The sequence below is a fragment of the Labrys sp. Lb11 genome (genome assembly GCF_057554225.1).
This window is the reverse complement of sequence record NZ_BAAJOT010000007.1, coordinates 40316-58829: the sequence shown is the minus strand read 5'-3', so window position 1 is coordinate 58829 and position 18514 is coordinate 40316. Positions and strand designations below refer to the sequence as shown.

The following is an 18514-nucleotide window of genomic DNA, read 5'->3' as shown; positions in this document are numbered from 1 at the left end:
TGGCGCATGAGTCGCGACATCGACCCGCAGCAATGGCTGCCGATGGTGACCGACAGCCAGGCCGACGGCGGCAAGGTGCACGACACCGTGGTGCGCACCCTCGGCGCCTGGCTGCTCGGCGGGCGCTACGCGCCCGGCGACACGCTGCCGCGGGAGGAGGACCTAGTCGAGGTGCTCGGCGTCAGCCGCACCTCGGTGCGCGAGGCGGTGAAGGTGCTGGCGGCCAAGGGACTGGTCGAGGCGCGGCCGCGCATCGGCGTCAAGGTGCGGCCGCGGGCGGACTGGCGGCTGCTCGACCCGGCCGTGCTGTCCTGGCACCCCAACCTCACCCGCGACGTCGAGCTGGTCACCAGCCTGGTCGAGGCGCGCCGCATCATCGAGCCGGCCGCGGCCGAGCTCGCCGCCCGGCGCGGCACGGCGGCGGATCTCGCCGTGATCGAGGAGGCCTATCTCGCCATGGAGCGCTCGATCCCCAACGATCTCCTCGCCTGCTGCGAGGCCGACCTCGCCTTCCACCGCGCCGTCATCGCCGCCAGCCACAACATCGTGCTGAACGGCCTGATCGGCACCATGGAGACGGCGTTGCGGGCCTCCCTGCGTCTGACCAACAGCCTGATGGAGAGCCAGTCGCGGACGCTGTCCCTGCACAAGGACGTGATGGACTGCATCCGCTACCGCGACACCGCCGGGGCGCGCGCCGCGATGAACCGCGTCCTCGACCAGACGGCGCATGACGTCGGGCGGATGTAGCCGCGGTCCCTGCCGAAGAAGCCTCCGGTGCATCGGGGCCGGCCGTCTCCGCCCTCGACTGCCTTCATGCGCTTGCGGGCCGGATCCCATGGAACCTTTATGCCCGCCTGCCTTAATGAAGGGGAGGCGGCGCCTTCGCTGCCGGAACCGGGCAAACGGCCATGGGATTCTTCGCGGACCTCGACCGGCGCATGACCGAGAACATCTACGCGCACGGAAACTACTTCACCGATCCTGAAGCCGATCACGACGAGAGGCTCGACGAAGCCATCGACTTCCTGATGAGCTTCGTGCGGCCGGAGGCCCGCGGCCTGGTCAAGGCCCAGGTACTCGGCCTGATCCGCGAATACGGCCATCCGCGGCTTCGGCTGCGCCAGCCGGCGGGACCGCGCGACTGACGCAAGGCCCGGCGATCCGGGGCCGGGCCGCATCCGTCCCGGCAGGCATCGCTGCCGGGCCGGCTGCCTTGCCGGTGCGCACGACATGGTCCGGCGTTCCCGGTGAATTGCCCCCGCCTCGTCCCTGGTCCCGACGGCCGAAACGGCCATCGCCGGCGCGCCGACCGGTCCCGTGGCGATCCCGCGGATTGTCCAGAGGAATATCGTCCGACCAATGCGCGGGGCCGCTTGACCCTGCACTGACATGCTAGTTAACTGGCGCCCGCGGCTGTCGCGTCGCCCGCGACGGAATGATCAAAAACACGTCGGACCAACCGTTATTTCCGGGAGAGACACCATGAGCAGCACGACTTCGATCAAGGCGATCCTGGTGGCCGCGGCCCTGGCGGCCGTGCCGCTGGCCGGCGCGGAGGCCGCCGACACCAAGGACATGAAGATCGCCCTGTCCAACAATTATGCCGGCAACTCCTGGCGCCAGGCCATGCTCAAGAGCTGGGACAAGGTGGCCAAGCAGGCGGTGGCCGACGGCCTCGTCGCCGAGGCGCCGGCCTTCACCACCGCCGAGAACCAGGCGACCGAGCAGGCCGCGCAGATCCAGAACATGATCCTGCAGGGCTACAACGCCATCGTCGTCAACGCCGCCTCGCCGACCGCCGTCAACGGCGCGGTCAAGCAGGCCTGCGACGCCGGCATCGTCGTCGTCTCCTTCGACGGCATCGTCACCGAACCCTGCGCCTACCGCATCGCCGTCGACTTCAAGAAGCTCGGCTCGATGCAGATCGACTATCTCAAGAGCCGCGGCATCAAGGGCAACCTCCTGGAGATCCGCGGCATCGCCGGCGTCTTCGTCGACGACGAAATCCATTCCGGCATCACGTCGGGCGTCGCCGCCAATCCCGAGTTCAAGGTCGTCGGCTCCGTGCACGGCAACTGGACGCAGACCGTGGCCCAGAAGGAGGTCGCCGGCATCCTGCCGACCCTGCCGGAGGTCGCGGCCGTGGTCACCCAGGGCGGCGACGGCTTCGGCGCGGCGCAGGCCTTCAAGGCCGCCGGACGGACCGTGCCGACCATCTTCTTCGGCAATCGCGAGGACGAGCTGACCTATTGGAAGGAGCAGAAGGACGCCAACGGCTATCAGAGCATGTCGGCCTCGATCGCCCCCGGCGCCGGCACCTTCGCCTTCTGGGTGGCCCAGCAGATCCTGGCCGGCGCCAAGCCGCCGCAGGACATGACGCTGCCGATCCTGGTGGTGACGCAGGACAGCCTGGAGGACGATCTCAAGCGCACGGAGAAGGGCAGCGTCACCAACGTCGAATATTCCCAGAAGGACGTGATCGACTTCCTCGCCAAGCTGAAGTGACGCTCGTCCGGTGACCGTGGTCGCGTTTCCCGCCAAGCCCGTCCCGGCCGTCGCCCTGGCAGGCGTGGCCAAGAGCTTCGGCGCGGTGCAGGCGCTGTCGCCGGTCGACTTCACCCTGCGTGCCGGCGAGTGCCTCGGCCTCGTCGGCCACAACGGCGCCGGCAAGTCGACGCTGATGAACCTCATCGCCGGGACGCTGCAGCCCGACGGCGGCAGCTTCACCGTCCGCGGCCAGGCGATATCCGGCACCTATGACGTGCGCAACGCCCACCGGCTCGGCGTGCGCTGCGTGTTCCAGGAGCTGTCGCTCTGCCCGAACCTGTCGATCGCCGAGAACGCCCGGATCGCGCATCCCTCGATCCGGGGCCTGGGCTGGCGGCGCGAGGCGGCGCGGCTGATCGGCGGCAAGCTCGACGAGATCTTCCCCGGCCATGGCCTCGCCATGGACACGCATGTCGGCAGCCTGCCGATCGGCCGGCGCCAGATGGTCGAGATCGCCCGCGCCTTCACCGAGACGCGGGAGGAGGCCCACGTCGTCATTCTCGACGAGCCGACCTCCTCGCTCGACGCCAGCGCCGCCCGTCAGTTGATCGCCTTCGCCCGCAGCTTCGTCTCCAGCGAGCGCAGCGTCATCATCATTTCCCACAAGATCGACGAGATCCTGGCCGCCACCGACCGCGTCGTCGTCATGCGCGACGGCCGCATCGTCGCCGACAAGGCGACGGCGCAGTTCTCGCGCGAGGGCATCGTCGCGGCCATGGGCCATGCCGCCGAGCGCCGCGCCGCGGCGGCCGCGTCCCATGCCGGCGCCGGCCCGGCCGTGGTCGCGGTCGCGCCCGGGGCCGACGGCTCGCTGGCGCTGACCGCGCGCAAGGGCGAGGTGGTCGGCCTGGCGGGCCTGGCCGGACACGGCCAGACCAGCCTGCTGATGCGCGTCCACGACGCGGCCCGGCGGCGCGTCGCCGGCGTCACGGTCGAGGGCGCCGCGGCGCTGGTCGCCGGCGACCGGCAGGCCGACGGCGTCTTCCCGCTCTGGTCGATCGAGCGCAACATGAGCCCGCGCTGGCTGAAGGGCCTGACGCGCGGCGGCCTGATCGACCTCGGCGCCGAGCGCCGCCGCGCCGAGGACTGGCGCCGGCGGCTCGCCCTGGTCTGCAAGTCGATCGACAGCCCGATCCTGTCGCTGTCCGGCGGCAACCAGCAGAAGGCGCTGTTCGCCCGCGCCCTCGGCTCGCCGGCCGGGCTGGTGCTGATGGACGACCCGATGCGCGGCGTCGACGTCGGCACCAAGCAGGAGGTCTACCGCCTGATCCGCACCGAGGCCGCCGACGGCCGCACCTTCCTCTGGTACACCACGGAAATGGACGAGCTCTTCCACTGCGACCGCGTCTACGTCTTCCACAATGGCCGCATCGTCCGCGAGATCGCCGCCGCCGACCTCACCGAGGAGCGCGTGGTGCAGGCCTCGTTCGAACAGGCGGCGCCATGAGCGCCGGGCTGCGCCTGCGCCTGTCGAACGCCCTGGAGGCGGCGCTGCCGGCGCTGGCCCTGGTGCTGCTGTGCGCCGCCATCTTCTGGCAGCAGCCGCGCGCCATGTCCTATTTCGGCGTCAACCTGCTCCTGAACCTGGCGGTGCCGATCATCTTCGCCACCATCGCGCAGATGCTGATCATCGCAGTCAACGACCTGGATCTGTCGATCGGCCAGTTCGTCTCGCTGGTCGTCTGCATCGGCGCGACGCTGCTGCCGGTCTCGCCGGTGCTGGGCGTGGCGGCGCTGGTCGCGGCGGTGGCCGGCTATGCCCTGGTCGGCGCCCTGATCGAATGGCGCCGGTTGCCCTCGATCGTGGTGACGCTGGGTCTGTCCTTCGTCTGGCTGGGCCTGTCCGTGCTGGTGCTGCCGACGCCGGGCGGGGCGGCGCCGGACTGGCTCAAGGCGGCGATGCAGGTCAAGCCGCCGCTGGCGCCGCTGCCGATCTGGGTGGCGGCGGCGACGGCGCTCGTCGCCTGGCTCCTGGTGATGCGCTCGACCTTCGGCGTGCTGATCCGCGGCGCCGGCGGCAATGCCCGCTCGGTGCAGCGGGCCGGCTGGTCGCTGCTGCGCATCCGCGTCGCCGTCTACGCCATGGCCGGGCTGTTCGGCGTGGTCTCCGGCCTCAGCCTGCTCGGCCTCACCACCTCGGGCGACGCCAACATCGCCTCGCGCTACACGCTGATCTCGGTGGCGGCGGTCATCCTGGGCGGGGCTTCCTTCGTCGGCGGCCGCGTCTCGCCGGTCGGCGCCGTGCTCGGCGCCATGACGCTGACGTTGGCCTCCTCCTTCCTCACCTTCATGCGCATCACGCCGGACTGGCAGATCGGCGCCCAGGGCGTGATCCTCATCCTGGTGCTGGCGGTGCGGGCGCTGATCCAGCAAGTGGCGAGGACGGCATGATGCGCACTTTGCTGGGCAAGCCGTGGATCTGGTCCTACCTCGCCGCGGTCGCCGCCTGGCTCGCGACGCTGGCGGTGTCCGGCGGCCACGGCGGCGGCCAGATCCTCACCGCCGCCTTCTCCTTCTCCGCCTTCACCGTGCTGGTGTCGCTCGGCCAGATGCTGGTGATCACCACCGGCCCCGGCAATGTCGACCTCTCCATCCCCTCGGTGATCGCGCTGTCGAGCGCCGTCTCGATGCTGGTGATGAACGAGGACGCGATGATGATCGTGCCGGGCCTCCTCGCCGCGGTGCTGGTCGGTCTCGCGGTCGGCGCCTGCAACTACGCCCTGATCCGGGTGCTGCGCATCCCGCCGATCATCGCCACGCTGTCCTCCAGCCTGGTGGTGATGTCGATCGCCATCGTCAACGGCCGCGGCCTCAAGATCAAGCCGCCGGACCTGTTCTTCGACCTGGTGACCTGGAAGCTCCTCGGCGTGCCGCTGCTGGCCGTCGTCGCCCTCGTCGCCGCCGTGCTGGTGGCATTGGCGCTGGAGCGCACCGTCTATGGCCGCTCGGTCGGCGCGGCCGGGCAGAACGAGCGCGCCGCCCACCTCGCCGGCCTCGACGTCGAGCGCACCCGCTTCGTCACCTATGCGCTGTCGGGGGCGCTGGCCGGCCTGACCGGCGCGCTGATCGCCGGCTTCTCCAGCGGCAACTCCCTCGACCAGGGCCAGGAATATCTCCTGCTCACCATCGCGGTGGTGGTGATCGGCGGCACCTCGGTGGCCGGCGGCCGGGCGAGCGTGCCGGGCGTGTGGGGCGCGGCGCTGTTCATGTTCCTGGTGGTGACCATGCTCAACGCCGCGGGCGCCGATCCGGGCCTGCGCATGCTGCTCACCGGTCTGATCATCATCGCGGTGATCACATTGGCCGGAGGCGAGAAGGCGATACGCTGAGAGCCGTCTGCAAGGCGACAACGGTCCGGGACGGACGAGGAGGAAGCATGACCAAGACGCGCTGGGGCATCCTGTCGACCGCGAGGATCGGCACGAAGAAGGTCATTCCGGGGATCCAGCGCTCGCGCACCGCCGAGGTCGCGGCGATCGCCTCGCGCGACCTCGGCCGGGCGCAGGCCGCGGCGGCCGAGCTCGGCATTCCCACGGCCTATGGATCCTACGAGGAGCTGCTGGCCGACCCGACCATCGAGGCGATCTACAATCCGCTGCCGAACCACCTGCACGTGCCGCTGACCCTTCAGGCCGTGGCCGCCGGCAAGCACGTGCTGTGCGAGAAGCCGATCGGCCTCGACACGGCGGACGCCGAGCGCCTGCTGTCGCTGCCGCAGGACCGCCATGTGATGGAAGCCTTCATGGTGCGCTTCCATCCGCAATGGCTGAAGGCGCGCGAGGCGGTCCGCTCGGGCTCCCTCGGCGAGGTGCGCGCCATCCAGTGCTTCTTCTCCTATTTCAACGACGATCCGCAGGACATCCGCAACAAGGCCGACATCGGCGGCGGCGGCCTGCTCGATATCGGCTGCTATCCCATCGTCGCCGGCCGCTTCATCTTCGAGGCCGAGCCGCAGCGCGTCGTCGCCCTGGTCGACCGCGACCCGGTCAGCGGCGTCGACCGGCTGGCGACGGCCATCGCCGACTTCGGCGGCGGACGGCGCCTCGACTTCACCGTGTCGACGCAGCTCGTGCCGTTCCAGCGGGTCGAGATCCTCGGCACCCGCCGGCGCTTCGAGATTGCGATCCCGTTCAACGCGCCGCAGGGCGAGGCCTGCCGCATGCTGACGGATGACGGCTCCGGGCTCGGCGATCTCTCGGCCGTCGCCTCGATGACCGACCCGGTCGACCAGTATGCCGAGGAGGCCGATGCCTTCTCCGCCGCCATCCGCGGGGAGACCGCCTTGCCCTACGGCCCGGCCGATGCGGTGCAGAACATGAAGATCATCGACGCCCTGTTCCGCTCGGAGAGGAACGGCGGCTGGGAGAGGGTGTAGGGCGGGGCGATCTCGATCGCGCCGCTTCAGGCCGCGGCTGGCGCCGCGGTGCGCTTGGGCTTGCGTTCGACGTAGCGGCGCAGCCAGGTCAGCAGCGGCTTTTCCACCAGGAGGTAGGCGAAGACGCCGCCGATCGTCGCGCCGACGGTGGCCGCCACCACCAGGACAAAGCCGACGGCCGGCGTCTCGACCGGCAGGTGCAGCATCTTGGCGCCGATGCGGGCGACCGACTGCACCAGCGGGTGGACGAGATAGATCGAGTAGGAGGCGTCGCCGAGCAGGCACAGCAGCGGCACGCGGCGCAGCCGGCCCTGGATCTCGAGCGCCAGGAAGGCGGCCAGCAGGAAGGCGGACGCGACGCCGTGCACCTGGGTGCGGATCTCGTCGTCCGGCCGCACCGACAGCATGGCGGCGAGGGCGGCGAGGATGATCGCGCCGCAAAGGAGCGGCGGCAGGCGGGAGAGGCGGTCGGTGATGAAGAGATAGCCGACCGCCGCGCCCATCACGAACTCGAAGATGATCGGGTTGGTGTAGACGCGGACGATGGCGATCTGCGGGTCGACGATCAGGAAGATGGTGGAGATGACGGCGGCGTAGGCGACGAGGGCGATCAGGCGGGCGCGCGGCGTCGACAGCACCAGCAGCAGCACCGCGAAGATCAGGTAGAAGTACATCTCGTAATTGAGCGTCCAGCCCAGCTTGAAGAACGGCGTGATGGCGCCGGTCAGCGGATTGGCGTGCGGGATGAACAGCATCGACAGGATGACGTGGTCGACCGTGACCACGTTGTTGAGCATGGCCGCGGGATAGATCAGGCCGACCGCCAGGATGACCAGCGTCACCAGCCAGTAGAGCGGCACGATGCGCACGATGCGCCGCAGCAGGAACTGGCCGGGCGTCATCGGCGAGCGGGCCGTCACCGTCATCATGATGAAGCCGCTGATGACGAAGAACAGGTCGACGCCGCCCTCGCCGAAATCGCGCGACAGGCTGTCCGGCCAGGCGAAGGCGCTGGTGTAGACGGTGGTGTGGAAATAGACGACCAGGATCGCGGCCAGGGCGCGCAGATACTGGACACCATGGATGTTCCGCCCAGCAAGAGGCCCGCTCTGTGCCATCGCCCTCAGACCCGATGATTTCGCCGATTCTGAAGACTTTCGATAAATTCGCGATACCGTCAATACCGGGCGTCGAACAATGTTAACGCCGTCGCCGGGTTGAAAGGCGTCCGGCCACGCGCTCCGCCGCGCGAGATCGTGCAATTGGCGCGCCTCGTCCTGCTTTTCCTGCTCTGCGGCAAGGCTTTCGGGGACAGGCGGCCTCAGCCTTTGCCCTCGATCCACCAGAGCCGGGCTCAGGCGATGTCGATCCGCGCCACGGCATAGGCGCCGAGGGTGAGCGAGGTTCCGTCGAGGGGCCGGCGACCGGCGTCGAGGAGGTCCGGCGTCGAAACCGCGGCGACGAAATTGCCCTCGTCCAGAACCGCGACCGTGGCGCTGCCGGAGGCGACGCCGTCGAGGCTGACGGCCTGGTCCGCCGGAGTCAGGTTGGCGAGCCAGAGCACGGTGCCGGCGCCGTCGCGCCAGGCGAGGGCCTCGACCGTGCTCCTGCGGTCCGACCCGGCCTCGATCCTGGGGGCATCGCTGCCGGCGGCGAGGCCGGCCATGACGTGCCAGGCGGGATAGAGCGCGCCCTCGCCCAGATCCTCGAAGAAGGGCTGCGGTCCCTCGCCGGGGCGGTGGATGAAGCCGAACGGGCCGGTCGGCGCGCCCATGGCCAGGGCGGCGATGCCGCCGCGGGCGAAGGCGGCGGCATAGCCGATGGTGTAGGCGGCGTTGAACAGGCCGCGCTGGCGCGGGTCGAGGCGCGACAGGCAGGTGCGCCGGTTGTCCGGGTTGGGCGTCGTCGCCCGGCCATAGGGGTTTTCGCGGCAGCCGATGGCGCTCGGGCCGATATGGTAGGGCAGGTCGCCCATGAAGGCCCGGGTCGACAGGATCTGGTAGGGCAGCGCCTCGAGCGTCTCCATCACCGCGTGGTCGTCGGCGGCATGGACGGTCGGGCAGGTGGTGTTGGTGACGAAGTCGAGCAGGGCGGCCGGCGGGCGCTTGCGGTTGAGCTCGGTGAAATAGGTCGCCATGCCGCCGCCGAGCGGGATGCCGGGGAAGGCGGCGCGGGCGGCGGCGTAGATCGCCTCGAAGCTCGGCATCTCCGGCCAGGGCGAGCCGGGCAGCACCGATTTGAGGTCCTGGGCCGGGAAAACCTGGACGGCGGCCGGCTTCAGCCCGGTTTCCCGCAAGGCCTGAGCGATCGGGGCCAGCTCCGCCGCCGGGTCGGGGCCGCCGGGAATGACGATCTCGACCACCACCTCCGCGCCCGCCGCCTCGCCGAGCCGGCGATAGAGCTCCAGTTCGCTGAGGCCGTTGCCCTGGCGCCGGTCGAGCTGACAGACCAGGAAGCGCGGGGCGAGGCGCTTGACCAGGGCGCCGAGGCGTAGCGCGTGGGAGGCCTCCTCGGCCGGGACGCCGAGGCCGAGGCGCGGCATGCGGCCGGCCTCGCCGCCGAGCGTCACCGTCACCGGCCGGGCCGCGCCCGCCGTCGCGGCGGCCGGCAGCGGGCCGGAGACCGCGAGCCGGACCGCCTGGGAGAAGCGCTCGCCCGCGGCCAGCGTGTAGGGCCAGGGCAGGGCGAGCGGGCGCACATAGGTCTTGTAGGAGGCATCGGACCAGTTGCGCTGGTCCTCCATCTCGAAGGTATCGCCGGTCATGGTGCAGGTGACCCAGGCGCCGGGCGCGATCTCGTGCGACAGGGCACGGATGTCGCGGAAGGGCTGCATCGGGTCGATGCGGTCGGGGAAGGTGGAGAGCTCCTCGCGGCCGTCGACGTGCAGCACCCTGACGGGATGGCCGGCGACGCCCTCGACCGGGTGCAGCACGACGAAGCCGGTGCGGTTGGTGAGCACGTCGGTGACGGGCAAGGCGTCGGCCTCGAAGTCGAGGGAGCCGTCGCTGCGCCCGGTGATGCGAGCCTCGTAGGTCAGGGTCCGCCTGGCGTCGGCGCAGATGGCGCGGTAGCCGACGCGGAAGCCGTCGGCATCCTCCTCGACCGTGAGGTCGGCGATGGCGGGTGAGAAGGTGCCCCAGTTCTCGTCACGCACCAGGAAGGCGATGGCGCGGATGACCTCGACCTCGCCGATGCGGATGGCGCGCAGGGCGCCGCCGTCGAGCTCGGCCGAGAGGGGGCCGGCGCGCAGCAGCCGGACCGGGGCCTCGATCTCCTCGGTGCCGCACAGCCGGACGGCCCGGCTCGGTTGGGATGCCTCTGTCACAGCGCTTTCTCCGTGGCCGCGTCGAACAGCGAGGCGCGGTTGAGGTTGATGTCGAGGGCGATGCTCTCGCCCGGGCGGCTGACGTCGTGGGCCTGAAGTTCGGCCAGGATCGGCACGCCGGCAAGCCGGAATGTGGCGAAGCTGCGCGAGCCGGTCGGCTGCAGCAGCTCGATCGCGGCCTCGATCCGGGCGACGCCCGGCGCCGGCTGCGGCCCCGTGGCCCGGCTGACATGCTCGGGCCGGATGCCGAGCAGCACGGCCAGGCCGCCGGCGCCGTCCGCGGGGAGGCGGCCCCGCGGCAGCGGCAGGCTCGCCACCGCTCCGTCCCTGAAGGCGACGGCGTCGCCGGCCTCGCCGCGCACGAGCTCGCCCGGCACGAAGCCCATCTGCGGCGAGCCGAGGAAGCCGGCGACGAAGCGCGAGACCGGCCGTTCGAACAGCTCGAGCGGGGCGCCGGCCTGCTCGATCACGCCCTCGCGCATCAGCACGATGCGGTCGGCCAGGGTCATCGCCTCGATCTGGTCGTGGGTGACGTAGATCATGGTGGTGCGGATCTCCTGGTGGAGCCGCTTGATCTCGCCGCGCATCTCGTCGCGCAGCTGGGCGTCGAGGTTGGAGAGCGGCTCGTCGAACAGGAAGAGGCGCGGGTTGCGCACGATGGCGCGGCCGATGGCGACGCGCTGGCGCTGGCCGCCGGAGAGCTGGCGCGGATAGCGCTGCAGCAGCGCGGTGATGCCGAGCATGGCGGCGGCGCGCTTGACCCGCGCCTCGATCTCCGGCTGCGGCATCTTGCGCGCCTTCAGCCCGAAGCCGATGTTCTCGGCCACGGCCATATGCGGGTAGAGGGCGTAGTCCTGGAACACCATGGCGACGTCGCGGTCGCGCGGGCGCATGTCGTTGACCACCTCGCCGCCGATGGCGATCCGGCCCTCGGTGACGTCCTCCAGCCCGGCGATGGTGCGCAGCAGCGTGGACTTGCCGCAGCCGGAGGGGCCGACCAGCACGGTGAACTCGCCGTCGGGAATGGCGAGGTCGATGCCGCGCACGGCATGGAAGGAGCCGTAGCGCTTGTGCAGGCTGTTGATCTCTACGCCGGCCATGATGATCTCCTAGGGCGAGTGATCAGATATGGTTTCGGGCGAGACGCGAGCGATTTTGGCCGAGTGGCAGGAGCGCTGTCGCAAGCCTCGGGCTTGCGACGTCGACGCCAAGGCTGATGCCTTGGCGAGCGATGCGACGCGCCAATCGGCCAAAAGCGCCGCGCCGCGAAGCGGTGAGGTGAAAAATGGCCATCTGCCGCGTCCCGTCGCTCGCCAAGACGGACGTCTTGGCGTCGCGCCGCTCCTTGCATCTGGCCATTTTTGACCTCATCTCGCTCCAAACCATATCTGATCACTCGCCCTAACCGCGGACGGCGCCGAGCGTCAGCCCGCGCACGAGATGGCGCTGCGCCAGCACGCCGAGCAGGATCGAGGGCACCAGCGAGACGATGGCGAGGGCGCTGGCCTCGCCGTACTGGGCGCCCTGGAAGCCGAGGAAGGCGCGGAACACCGTCGGCAGGGTGAAGGCGGTGCGGCTGGTCAGCACCAGCGCGAAGAAGAACTCGGTCCAGCAGGCGATGAAGGCGAACACCGCCGCCGCGACGATGCCGGGCGCCGCCAGCGGCACGGCGACGCGCCGGAAGGCCTGCCAGCGGGTGCAGCCGTCGACCAGCGCCGCCTCCTCCATCGAGCGCGGCAGGCCGCTGAAATAGGCGTACATCATCCACACCGTCACCGGCAGGGTGAAGACGGTGTAGGCGATGATCATGCCCAGATGCGTGTCGTGCAGGCCGATGTTGCGGTAGATCAGGAAGATCGGCAGCACCACGGCGATCGGCGGCAGGAAGCGCTGCGACAGCACCCAGAAGGACAGGTGCTTGCCGCCGGTGCCGTAGCGGGCGAGGCTGTAGGCCATCAGCGTGCCGAACACGGCGGAGAGCACGGTCGCCGCCACGGAGATGACGAGGCTGTTGATCAGGCCGGCGAGGCCGCGATAGGCGAACAGCGCCGCGGTGTAGTGCACGATGGTCGGCTCGGAGGGGAACCAGACCGGCGGCACGGCGAGGTAGTCGTCGCTCGGCTTGATCGAGGTGACGAACATCCAGTAGAGCGGCGCCAGCACGAAGAGCACGAACAGGCCGAGGAAGAGAAAGCGGCCGGCCGAGCCGCGGCGGCGCCAGCGGGGCGTGGGGTTCGGCATCAGGCCGGCTCCGTCTTGAGCAGCCGCCGCACCAGGAGGCCGATTACCACCGCGGTGATGATGAGGAAGATCCAGCTGCCGGCGGTCGCCTGCGACAGGTGGAACTGGGTGAAGCCGACGGTGTAGAGGTAGAAGGACGAGGTGTAGGTCCTGGTGCCCGGCCCGCCCGCGGTCATGATGAAGATCGTGTCGAACAGCTTGACCGCGTCGAGCAGGCGGAAGGTGACGGCGAGCAGGATCATCGGCCTGAGCTGGGGCAGGGTGATGGCGCGGAAGGCGAGCCAGCCGCCGACGCCGTCGAGCTCGGCCGCCTCGTAGAGATTGGGCGGGATCGAGGTCAGCCCGGCCAGCAGGATGACGAACATGAACGGCGTCCACTGCCAGACGTCGGCCAGGATCAGGGCGATGTAGATCCAGGGCGACTCGGTCAGCCAGCCGATCGTCACCTCGTGGCCGAGGATCAGGCCGAGCAGATAGTTGGTCGGCCCGAAGGGGCGCTGCAGCATCAGCGCCCAGGCCTGGCCGACGATCACCGGGCTGATGAACAGCGGCACGATCAGGATCGACATGACCAGGCCGCGGCCGGGGAAGGCGCGCACCATGGCGAGCGCCAGGGCGAGGCCGAGCCCGAATTCGATGGCGACGTTGGCGCTCGACAGGAGCACGGTCAGGACCAGCGACCAGCGGGCCACAGGGTCGAACACCACCAGCGAGAAGTTCTTCAGGCCGACGAAGGCGTGGCCGGGCACCTGGAAGTCGAAATTGACGAAGGCGACCCAGAGCGAGAACAGCAGCGGATAGACCGACAGCGCCAGGATCAGCAGCACGGCGGGGGCGACCAGCAGCCATTTGAAATGCCGGTCGCTCCACGCCGACAGCCGCGCCAGCGGGCCCGCGGGCGGTCGGGCGGGGGAGACTCGGAGGGCGTCCTGCACCATGCGATCTGTCTCGTGTCGGTGTGTCGTGGCTCGATGTCGTGCCGTTGGCGGGCGCGGTCCCTGACGAGATCGCATGCGATCTCGTCGAGATGGCCGGATCAAGTTCGATGGGCGCCAAGATGTGCGATCGCCGGAAAAACGGGCTCACCGGTTCAGTGCGTCATGGCCGGACTTGATCCGGCCATGACGGCTGAGAGGGCGACGCCCTTCCCGGGAGCGGCATGGTCCGGCCTTGTCCCGGTGCCCATGGGATCACGTCCGGCCATGACGCCCGAAAGGTTTGTGCGCTCTCCCGGCCGGAGACGCGGTGCTGGTGCGGCCTGCCTCACTCCAGCTTCACCGCCATCCCCATGGACTCCACCGTGTGGTCGGCGGAGGAGCCGGGGAGCTTGTTGTATTCGGCGAAGAAGGCCTTCTGGCTGTCGACGCCGAGGCGCTCGGTGGTCTGGTCCCACTCGGCCGCAGCGGTCTCCAGCGCGGCCTTCGGGTCGGTGCCGGCCCAGACCGAGGTGCACATGCGGTCGAGCGTCAGGGCATAGTCCTGCCAGCCGGGCATGATCATGTCGAGCAGGCCGACATTGGCCGAGTTGTTGAGGTTGATCAGGTAGTCCTTGGCGTCCGGCCAGAGCGCGCGATAGAGGTCGGACTTGAAGTGCGACAGCCGGTACGGGTCGCGCAGCGAATAGGGCAGCATGGTCCGGGCCAGCGAGACCGGCGGCGAGGTCGCCCACTGCATGAACAGGTAGGCGGCCTCGGCGTTGGCGGATTCGGCCGCCAGGCTCTTGGTGTAGCCGGTGGCGTGCTCGGGATGGCCGCCGGGGACGATGGCATAGCCGACCTTGCCGGCCACCGAGGATTGCGGGATGAAGTTGATCGCCTTGGCGCTCTGGGAATAGTTGGCGGCCATGCGCCCGCTCGGCGGCCAGGAATAGATCATCGCCACCTTGCCCTGCAGGAAGGCGGCCCAGAGCGAGACGGCGTCGAGCTCGTCATTGCCGGGGATCGAGGCCTTGTTGGCGGCGAGCATGTTCTCCAGCGTCTTGACGCCGGCGGGCGAGGCGAGCTGCGCCTTCATCGCGTCGTCGAAGAACACGCCCTTGTTGGCGCGGAACTGCTGCAGGAAGTCGTACTGGTTGCCCGGGCTGCCGGCCTTGCGGAAATGGCCGGCGCCGTAGACATTGGGTGCCAGCTGGTCGGAGATGAACTGGGCGACCTGGGCATAATCCTCCCAGGTCTTGGGCACCTCGAGCGCCTTGCCGAACTTCTTCGAATAGGCGTCCTTGAGCTTGGGATCGTCGAAGATGTCCTTGCGGTAGTAGAGGGCGAACATGTCGCCGTCGTCGAAGAAGCCCCAGACCTTGCCCTTGTAGGTCGGCAGCGCCTTGTAGAGCGGATGGTAGTCGTCGAAATCCGCCTTGTTCATGTATTTGGCGATGTAGTCGTCGAGCGGGGCGATGACGCCGCCGTCGGCGAGCGAGGGCGTCCAGGCCGGCTCGATGTCGAGGATGTCGTAGGCGCCGGAGCCGGCGATGTGCTCGGCCACCGGCTTGGAATACTGGTCGGGATGGGAGAGCTCGACCACGTTGGTCTTGATGCCGGTGAACTGCTCCCAGACCGGGCCGGAGAAGTTGCGCGGGTCGAGCGCCTGCAGCCCGGCCTCGTAGGTCATGTTGAGGGTGACGCCGGAGAACTGCTTGGCCGCCTGCACCGCCCGGAAGGCCGAGCCGTCGGCCGGGCCCTCGGTCGAGGCCTTGATGGCGGCGGCCTGGGCCTTGCCGAGCGGCGTCGACGGGTCGGCCAGGTCCACGGCCGCGGCGGCGAGCGCCTCGCTGGTCCAGGCCGGCAGCGCCAGCCCGGCCAGGGGCAGCATGCCCATCATCTGGCCGAGCCGGGTGATGAAGGTCCGCCGGGTCGGCCGGCCCTGCAGCCAGGCGTCGACCTCCTCGGCCAGGCCCGCTTCGAAGTCACGCCTCTCACGCTCGTTCATGTCGTTCCTCCCTGATCGAGCTCGTCCCGAGGGCGCTTCGGTCGAGCCTTCTTGTCTGCGGCGGCGCCCGGATCGGTTCCTACGGCCCGGCGGCCACGGCATAGGCGGCGAGCCGCTCGCGCCAGCGCTCGGTCGCGAGCACGGCGCGGTTGACGACGCCGCGCGGCTCCCGGCCCTCGCGCACGTCGAGCACGGCGCGGATGTCGGCGGCGCCGTTGCCGGCGAAGCACTGGTCGGTCCAGCACAGCGCGTGCGGCGCCAGGATGACGTTGTCGAGCTTGAGGATCGGATCGGCCGGGTCCGGCGGCTCCTGCTCGAGCACGTCGAGGCCGGCGCCGGCGATGCGGCCGGCCTGCAGCGCGGCGGTGAGCGCCGCCTGGTCGACGATCGGCCCGCGCGCGGTGTTGATGAGATAGGCGGTCGGCTTCATCAGGCCGATGCGCTCGGCATTGACGATGTGGCGGGTCTCGGGGGTCAGCGGGCAGTTGACGCTGAGGATGTCGGCCCGGCGGAACAGGTCGTCGATCCCGACCAGCTCGATGCCGAGCTCGGCCGCCACCGCCTTGTCGGCGAAGGGGTCGTGGGCGATGAAGCGCATGTCGAAGGGCTTGAGCAGCCGGAACAGCTCGGCGCCGATATTGCCGATGCCGAGCGAGCCGATGGTGCGGCCGACCAGGCCGACGCCCATGTGCTCGGAACGCCGGGCGAAGCCAGCCGGTCCCTCGCGCGTCAGCCGGTCCTTGACCATCAGCTTGCCGGCGAGGGCCAGCATCAGCGTCACGATCGACACCGCCACCGGCCGGCGCACCCCGTCCGGCGTGATCGCCAGGGCGATGCCGGCCCTGGTGCAGGCCTCGACATCGACGGTGTCGTAGCCGACGCCGAAGCGGGCCACGACCGAGAGGCGCCCGCTCCTGGGCACGCTCTCGGCGGCGAAGCGGTGGGCGAGCAGGATCAGGGCGTCGAAGTCCTCGAGCTGCTCGGCCCGGATCGGGCTGGCCGACTCCAGGAAGACGGTCTCGACGCCGGGCGCCGCCAGCAGCGGCGCGAGGTCGAAGTCGGGATAGGTCGGCGAGCCGTCCGCCTTCCTGAAATCCCCGGACAGGGCGACGCGGAAGGTCATGGCCTCAGCTCCCGGCGCCGGCGGTGCCTTCACGCAGGCGGGTGATCGCCTCCGTGAGGGCGGACTGGAGCACCCAGACGTCGCCGGAATAGCAGATGAAGTCGAAGCCGGCGCCATAGAGGGCGACGCCGGTCTCCACGTTCGGCACCAGGCGCCCGAGCGCCTTGCCGTGCCTGCGGGCGGCGGCGACGGTCTTGTCGATCGCCGCCTTGAAGGCGGGATGGTCGAACTGGCCGGGGATGCCGAGCGAGACCGACAGGTCGAAATGGCCGACCCAGAGGCAGTCGACCCCCTCGACCGCCGCGATCTCGTCGGCGTTCTCGACGCCTTCGACCGTCTCGATCTGGCAGAAGAAGGTGGAGCGCCTGTTGGCGGCGGCGAACTTGTCGGCGACCGCCCCGGGCCGGTAGCGGTCATGCGCCACCTGCAGCGCCACGCCGCGCCCGCCCTGCGGGTGGTACTTCATCGACTGGATGATGTGGCGCGCCTCGGCGGCGGTGCCGACCATCGGCAGCATCAGGCCCTCGGCGCCCATGTCCATGGCGCGGGCGATGTGGTGGTACTCCTTCGACGGCACGCGCACGATCGCCGGCAGGTCCGCCGCCTCGAAGTAGCGCAGCACGCTCTTCACCGTCTCGAAGTGGAAGCCCGAATGCTCCAGGTCGAACAGCACGAAGTCGCAGCCGGCCGATTTCAGGATGTGGCCGATGCCGGGCGTGGCGAACTCGACGATGAAATGCCCGAATTTCGGGGCCCTGGTCCCCGCCATCGCCTTCAGACCGCTGTCGGTCATGCCTTTGTCCTCCGTCGTCCCGCCTCTATGGGAGGGTATGCTGGTATGATAACTATACCGATCCCTCGCAGGCAAGATCGCCGAGGATGACGGCCTTGCTGGCGACGAGGGCGGCGCTCTCGGCGTCGAATGCGAGAAAATGCCCGGTGCGCATATGCGCCGCGAAGGCGGCGCGGTCGTCGTAGATCTCGTAGAGCAGCACCCGGTCCGGCTCGCCGTCGGGCTCGACCACGTCGAAGCGCCGGCAGCCCGGCTCCTCGTGCGCCGAGGCGCGGGCGTTGGCGTCGACGAGGCGGCGGAAGGCCGGGCGGGCGCCTGGCCTGAGCCGGAAGTCGACGATGACGACGTGGCCGCTCATGGCCGGGCTCCGACGATGTCGCCGTAGCGCCGCGCCACGTCCTCGAGGTGGCTGCGCATGGCCTGCTCGGCCCGGTCCGGGTCGCGTGCCGCCACCGCCTCGAAGACGGCGCGGTGCGCTTCGTAGATCTGCTCGAAGATCACCGCGTCCTGCGCCGGGGCCAGCGTGGTCTGGCGCTGCTCCATCAGCCAGTCGGCCAGGGCGGCATGGATGGCGGTGAAGATCGGATTGCCGGGGATGACCGCCAGCACGTAGTGGAAGGCGACGTCGGTCTCGCGGAAGCGCTTGAGGTCGCCGATCGCCGCGCGGTTGGCGGCGAGGGCCGCCTCGAAATCGGCGACGTCCTCGTCCGTGGCGGTGGTGGCGGCGAGACGGGCCAGGCCCACCTCGAAGAACAGGCGGGCGTCCTGGAAGTCGTGCACGCCGCCGGGCGCCGCCAGCATGTGCCGGGCCGTGCCCGACAGCGCCTCGATGACGAATTCCGGCGTCGGCCGCGTCACCCGCGCCCGCTCGCCCGAGCGGATCTGCACCAGCCCCATCTTGCGCAGGTGAAACAGCGCCTCGCGCACCGCCGGCCGGCCGACGCCGTATTGGCGCATCAGGTCGCGCTCGGAGGGCAGGAGATCCTCCGGCGCATACTGCCCGTCCTGGATCATCCGCTCCAGGTCGTCGGCGATCTCCTCATAGAGCTTGCGCCGCCGGATCGCCGCCTTGGCCATGTGGTGTACCTTTGATACCAGCATCGCGACGCTAGCGCCGATCCCGCGGACGGTCAAAGGAAATGCATGCTGCGCTGCGGGAACCGCGCCGGCCCGGCGCTGCGG

17 protein-coding genes are annotated in these 18514 nt (G+C 70.0%); 7 read left to right on the top strand and 10 right to left on the bottom strand.

Going from position 1 to position 18514, the window contains the following annotated elements; genetic code table 11:
* The first annotated feature begins 6 nt into the window (after nt 1–6).
* The 7 genes from AC27L4_RS25340 (at nt 7) to AC27L4_RS25310 (ending at nt 6925) form a co-directional block, all read left to right on the top strand.
* The gene (locus AC27L4_RS25340) at nt 7–750 is read left to right on the top strand and encodes a FadR/GntR family transcriptional regulator (protein ID WP_487145302.1); all 744 of its coding nucleotides are present in this window, start codon (nt 7–9) and stop codon (nt 748–750) included.
* Between the two features lie 161 nt (nt 751–911).
* The gene (locus AC27L4_RS25335) at nt 912–1148 is read left to right on the top strand and encodes a hypothetical protein (RefSeq protein WP_487145301.1); all 237 of its coding nucleotides are present in this window, start codon (nt 912–914) and stop codon (nt 1146–1148) included.
* Between the two features lie 337 nt (nt 1149–1485).
* A complete protein-coding gene (locus AC27L4_RS25330) occupies nt 1486–2508 on the top strand; it encodes a substrate-binding domain-containing protein (protein WP_487145300.1) in 1023 nt (340 codons plus the stop codon).
* Between the two features lie 10 nt (nt 2509–2518).
* Nucleotides 2519–3997: a sugar ABC transporter ATP-binding protein gene (locus AC27L4_RS25325; protein WP_487145299.1), complete on the top strand. Its 1479-nt coding sequence runs from the start codon at nt 2519–2521 to the stop codon at nt 3995–3997.
* Nucleotides 3994–4941: an ABC transporter permease gene (locus tag AC27L4_RS25320; RefSeq protein ID WP_487145298.1), complete on the top strand. Its 948-nt coding sequence runs from the start codon at nt 3994–3996 to the stop codon at nt 4939–4941. The genes AC27L4_RS25325 and AC27L4_RS25320 overlap by 4 nt, the downstream gene beginning before the upstream one ends.
* Nucleotides 4938–5879, top strand: coding sequence for an ABC transporter permease (locus tag AC27L4_RS25315; RefSeq protein ID WP_487145297.1), 942 nt, complete (start codon nt 4938–4940; stop codon nt 5877–5879). Before AC27L4_RS25320 ends, AC27L4_RS25315 begins: the two co-directional genes overlap by 4 nt.
* 47 nt (nt 5880–5926) lie before the next feature.
* Nucleotides 5927–6925 (top strand): Gfo/Idh/MocA family protein, encoded by a 999-nt coding sequence (locus AC27L4_RS25310; RefSeq protein ID WP_487145296.1) that lies wholly within the window; start codon nt 5927–5929, stop codon nt 6923–6925.
* Nucleotides 6926–6951: 26 nt separating this feature from the next.
* On the opposite strand, the gene AC27L4_RS25305 is transcribed toward AC27L4_RS25310, so the two are convergent.
* The 10 genes from AC27L4_RS25305 to nanR form a co-directional block, all read right to left on the bottom strand.
* A complete protein-coding gene (locus AC27L4_RS25305; protein ID WP_487145295.1) occupies nt 6952–8043 on the bottom strand; it encodes an acyltransferase family protein in 1092 nt (363 codons plus the stop codon).
* A 236-nt stretch (nt 8044–8279) separates the two neighbouring features.
* Entirely contained in the window at nt 8280–10250 is a 1971-nt protein-coding gene (locus AC27L4_RS25300; RefSeq protein WP_487145294.1) for a D-apionate lactonase family protein, read from the bottom strand.
* Nucleotides 10247–11350 (bottom strand): ABC transporter ATP-binding protein, encoded by a 1104-nt coding sequence (locus tag AC27L4_RS25295; protein ID WP_487145293.1) that lies wholly within the window; start codon nt 11348–11350, stop codon nt 10247–10249. The genes AC27L4_RS25300 and AC27L4_RS25295 overlap by 4 nt, the downstream gene beginning before the upstream one ends.
* 301 nt (nt 11351–11651) lie before the next feature.
* Complete coding sequence (locus AC27L4_RS25290) at nt 11652–12491, bottom strand: carbohydrate ABC transporter permease (protein WP_487145292.1); 840 nt, start codon at nt 12489–12491, stop codon at nt 11652–11654.
* Nucleotides 12491–13429: a carbohydrate ABC transporter permease gene (locus AC27L4_RS25285; protein WP_487145291.1), complete on the bottom strand. Its 939-nt coding sequence runs from the start codon at nt 13427–13429 to the stop codon at nt 12491–12493. Before AC27L4_RS25285 ends, AC27L4_RS25290 begins: the two co-directional genes overlap by 1 nt.
* Before the next feature lie 325 nt (nt 13430–13754).
* Nucleotides 13755–15416 carry an extracellular solute-binding protein gene (locus tag AC27L4_RS25280; protein WP_487145290.1) on the bottom strand — a complete coding sequence of 554 codons (1662 nt, stop codon included), beginning with the start codon at nt 15414–15416 and terminating at the stop codon, nt 13755–13757.
* 79 nt (nt 15417–15495) lie between these two features.
* The gene (locus AC27L4_RS25275) at nt 15496–16539 is read right to left on the bottom strand and encodes an NAD(P)-dependent oxidoreductase (protein WP_487145289.1); all 1044 of its coding nucleotides are present in this window, start codon (nt 16537–16539) and stop codon (nt 15496–15498) included.
* 4 nt (nt 16540–16543) lie between these two features.
* Nucleotides 16544–17332, bottom strand: coding sequence for an HpcH/HpaI aldolase family protein (locus AC27L4_RS25270; protein ID WP_487145288.1), 789 nt, complete (start codon nt 17330–17332; stop codon nt 16544–16546).
* 52 nt (nt 17333–17384) lie between these two features.
* On the bottom strand, nt 17385–17690 hold the full coding sequence (locus AC27L4_RS25265) for a putative quinol monooxygenase (RefSeq protein WP_487145287.1): 306 nt from the start codon (nt 17688–17690) through the stop codon (nt 17385–17387).
* Entirely contained in the window at nt 17687–18409 is a 723-nt protein-coding gene (nanR, locus tag AC27L4_RS25260) for a transcriptional regulator NanR (protein ID WP_487145286.1), read from the bottom strand. The genes AC27L4_RS25265 and nanR overlap by 4 nt, the downstream gene beginning before the upstream one ends.
* Nucleotides 18410–18514 lie beyond the last annotated feature (105 nt).

Excerpts from the sequence above, each read along its gene's own strand:
- AC27L4_RS25340 (WP_487145302.1), top strand. The coding sequence starts at position 7 with ATGAGTCGCGACATCGACCCGCAGCAATGGCTGCCGATGGTGACCGAC.
- AC27L4_RS25335 (WP_487145301.1), top strand. The coding sequence starts at position 912 with ATGGGATTCTTCGCGGACCTCGACCGGCGCATGACCGAGAACATCTAC.
- AC27L4_RS25330 (WP_487145300.1), top strand. The coding sequence starts at position 1,486 with ATGAGCAGCACGACTTCGATCAAGGCGATCCTGGTGGCCGCGGCCCTG.
- AC27L4_RS25320 (WP_487145298.1), top strand. The coding sequence starts at position 3,994 with ATGAGCGCCGGGCTGCGCCTGCGCCTGTCGAACGCCCTGGAGGCGGCG.
- AC27L4_RS25315 (WP_487145297.1), top strand. The coding sequence starts at position 4,938 with ATGATGCGCACTTTGCTGGGCAAGCCGTGGATCTGGTCCTACCTCGCC.
- AC27L4_RS25310 (WP_487145296.1), top strand. The coding sequence starts at position 5,927 with ATGACCAAGACGCGCTGGGGCATCCTGTCGACCGCGAGGATCGGCACG.
- AC27L4_RS25305 (WP_487145295.1), bottom strand. The coding sequence starts at position 8,043 with ATGGCACAGAGCGGGCCTCTTGCTGGGCGGAACATCCATGGTGTCCAG.
- AC27L4_RS25295 (WP_487145293.1), bottom strand. The coding sequence starts at position 11,350 with ATGGCCGGCGTAGAGATCAACAGCCTGCACAAGCGCTACGGCTCCTTC.
- AC27L4_RS25290 (WP_487145292.1), bottom strand. The coding sequence starts at position 12,491 with ATGCCGAACCCCACGCCCCGCTGGCGCCGCCGCGGCTCGGCCGGCCGC.
- AC27L4_RS25285 (WP_487145291.1), bottom strand. The coding sequence starts at position 13,429 with ATGGTGCAGGACGCCCTCCGAGTCTCCCCCGCCCGACCGCCCGCGGGC.
- AC27L4_RS25280 (WP_487145290.1), bottom strand. The coding sequence starts at position 15,416 with ATGAACGAGCGTGAGAGGCGTGACTTCGAAGCGGGCCTGGCCGAGGAG.
- AC27L4_RS25275 (WP_487145289.1), bottom strand. The coding sequence starts at position 16,539 with ATGACCTTCCGCGTCGCCCTGTCCGGGGATTTCAGGAAGGCGGACGGC.
- AC27L4_RS25270 (WP_487145288.1), bottom strand. The coding sequence starts at position 17,332 with ATGACCGACAGCGGTCTGAAGGCGATGGCGGGGACCAGGGCCCCGAAA.
- AC27L4_RS25265 (WP_487145287.1), bottom strand. The coding sequence starts at position 17,690 with ATGAGCGGCCACGTCGTCATCGTCGACTTCCGGCTCAGGCCAGGCGCC.
- nanR (WP_487145286.1), bottom strand. The coding sequence starts at position 18,409 with ATGGCCAAGGCGGCGATCCGGCGGCGCAAGCTCTATGAGGAGATCGCC.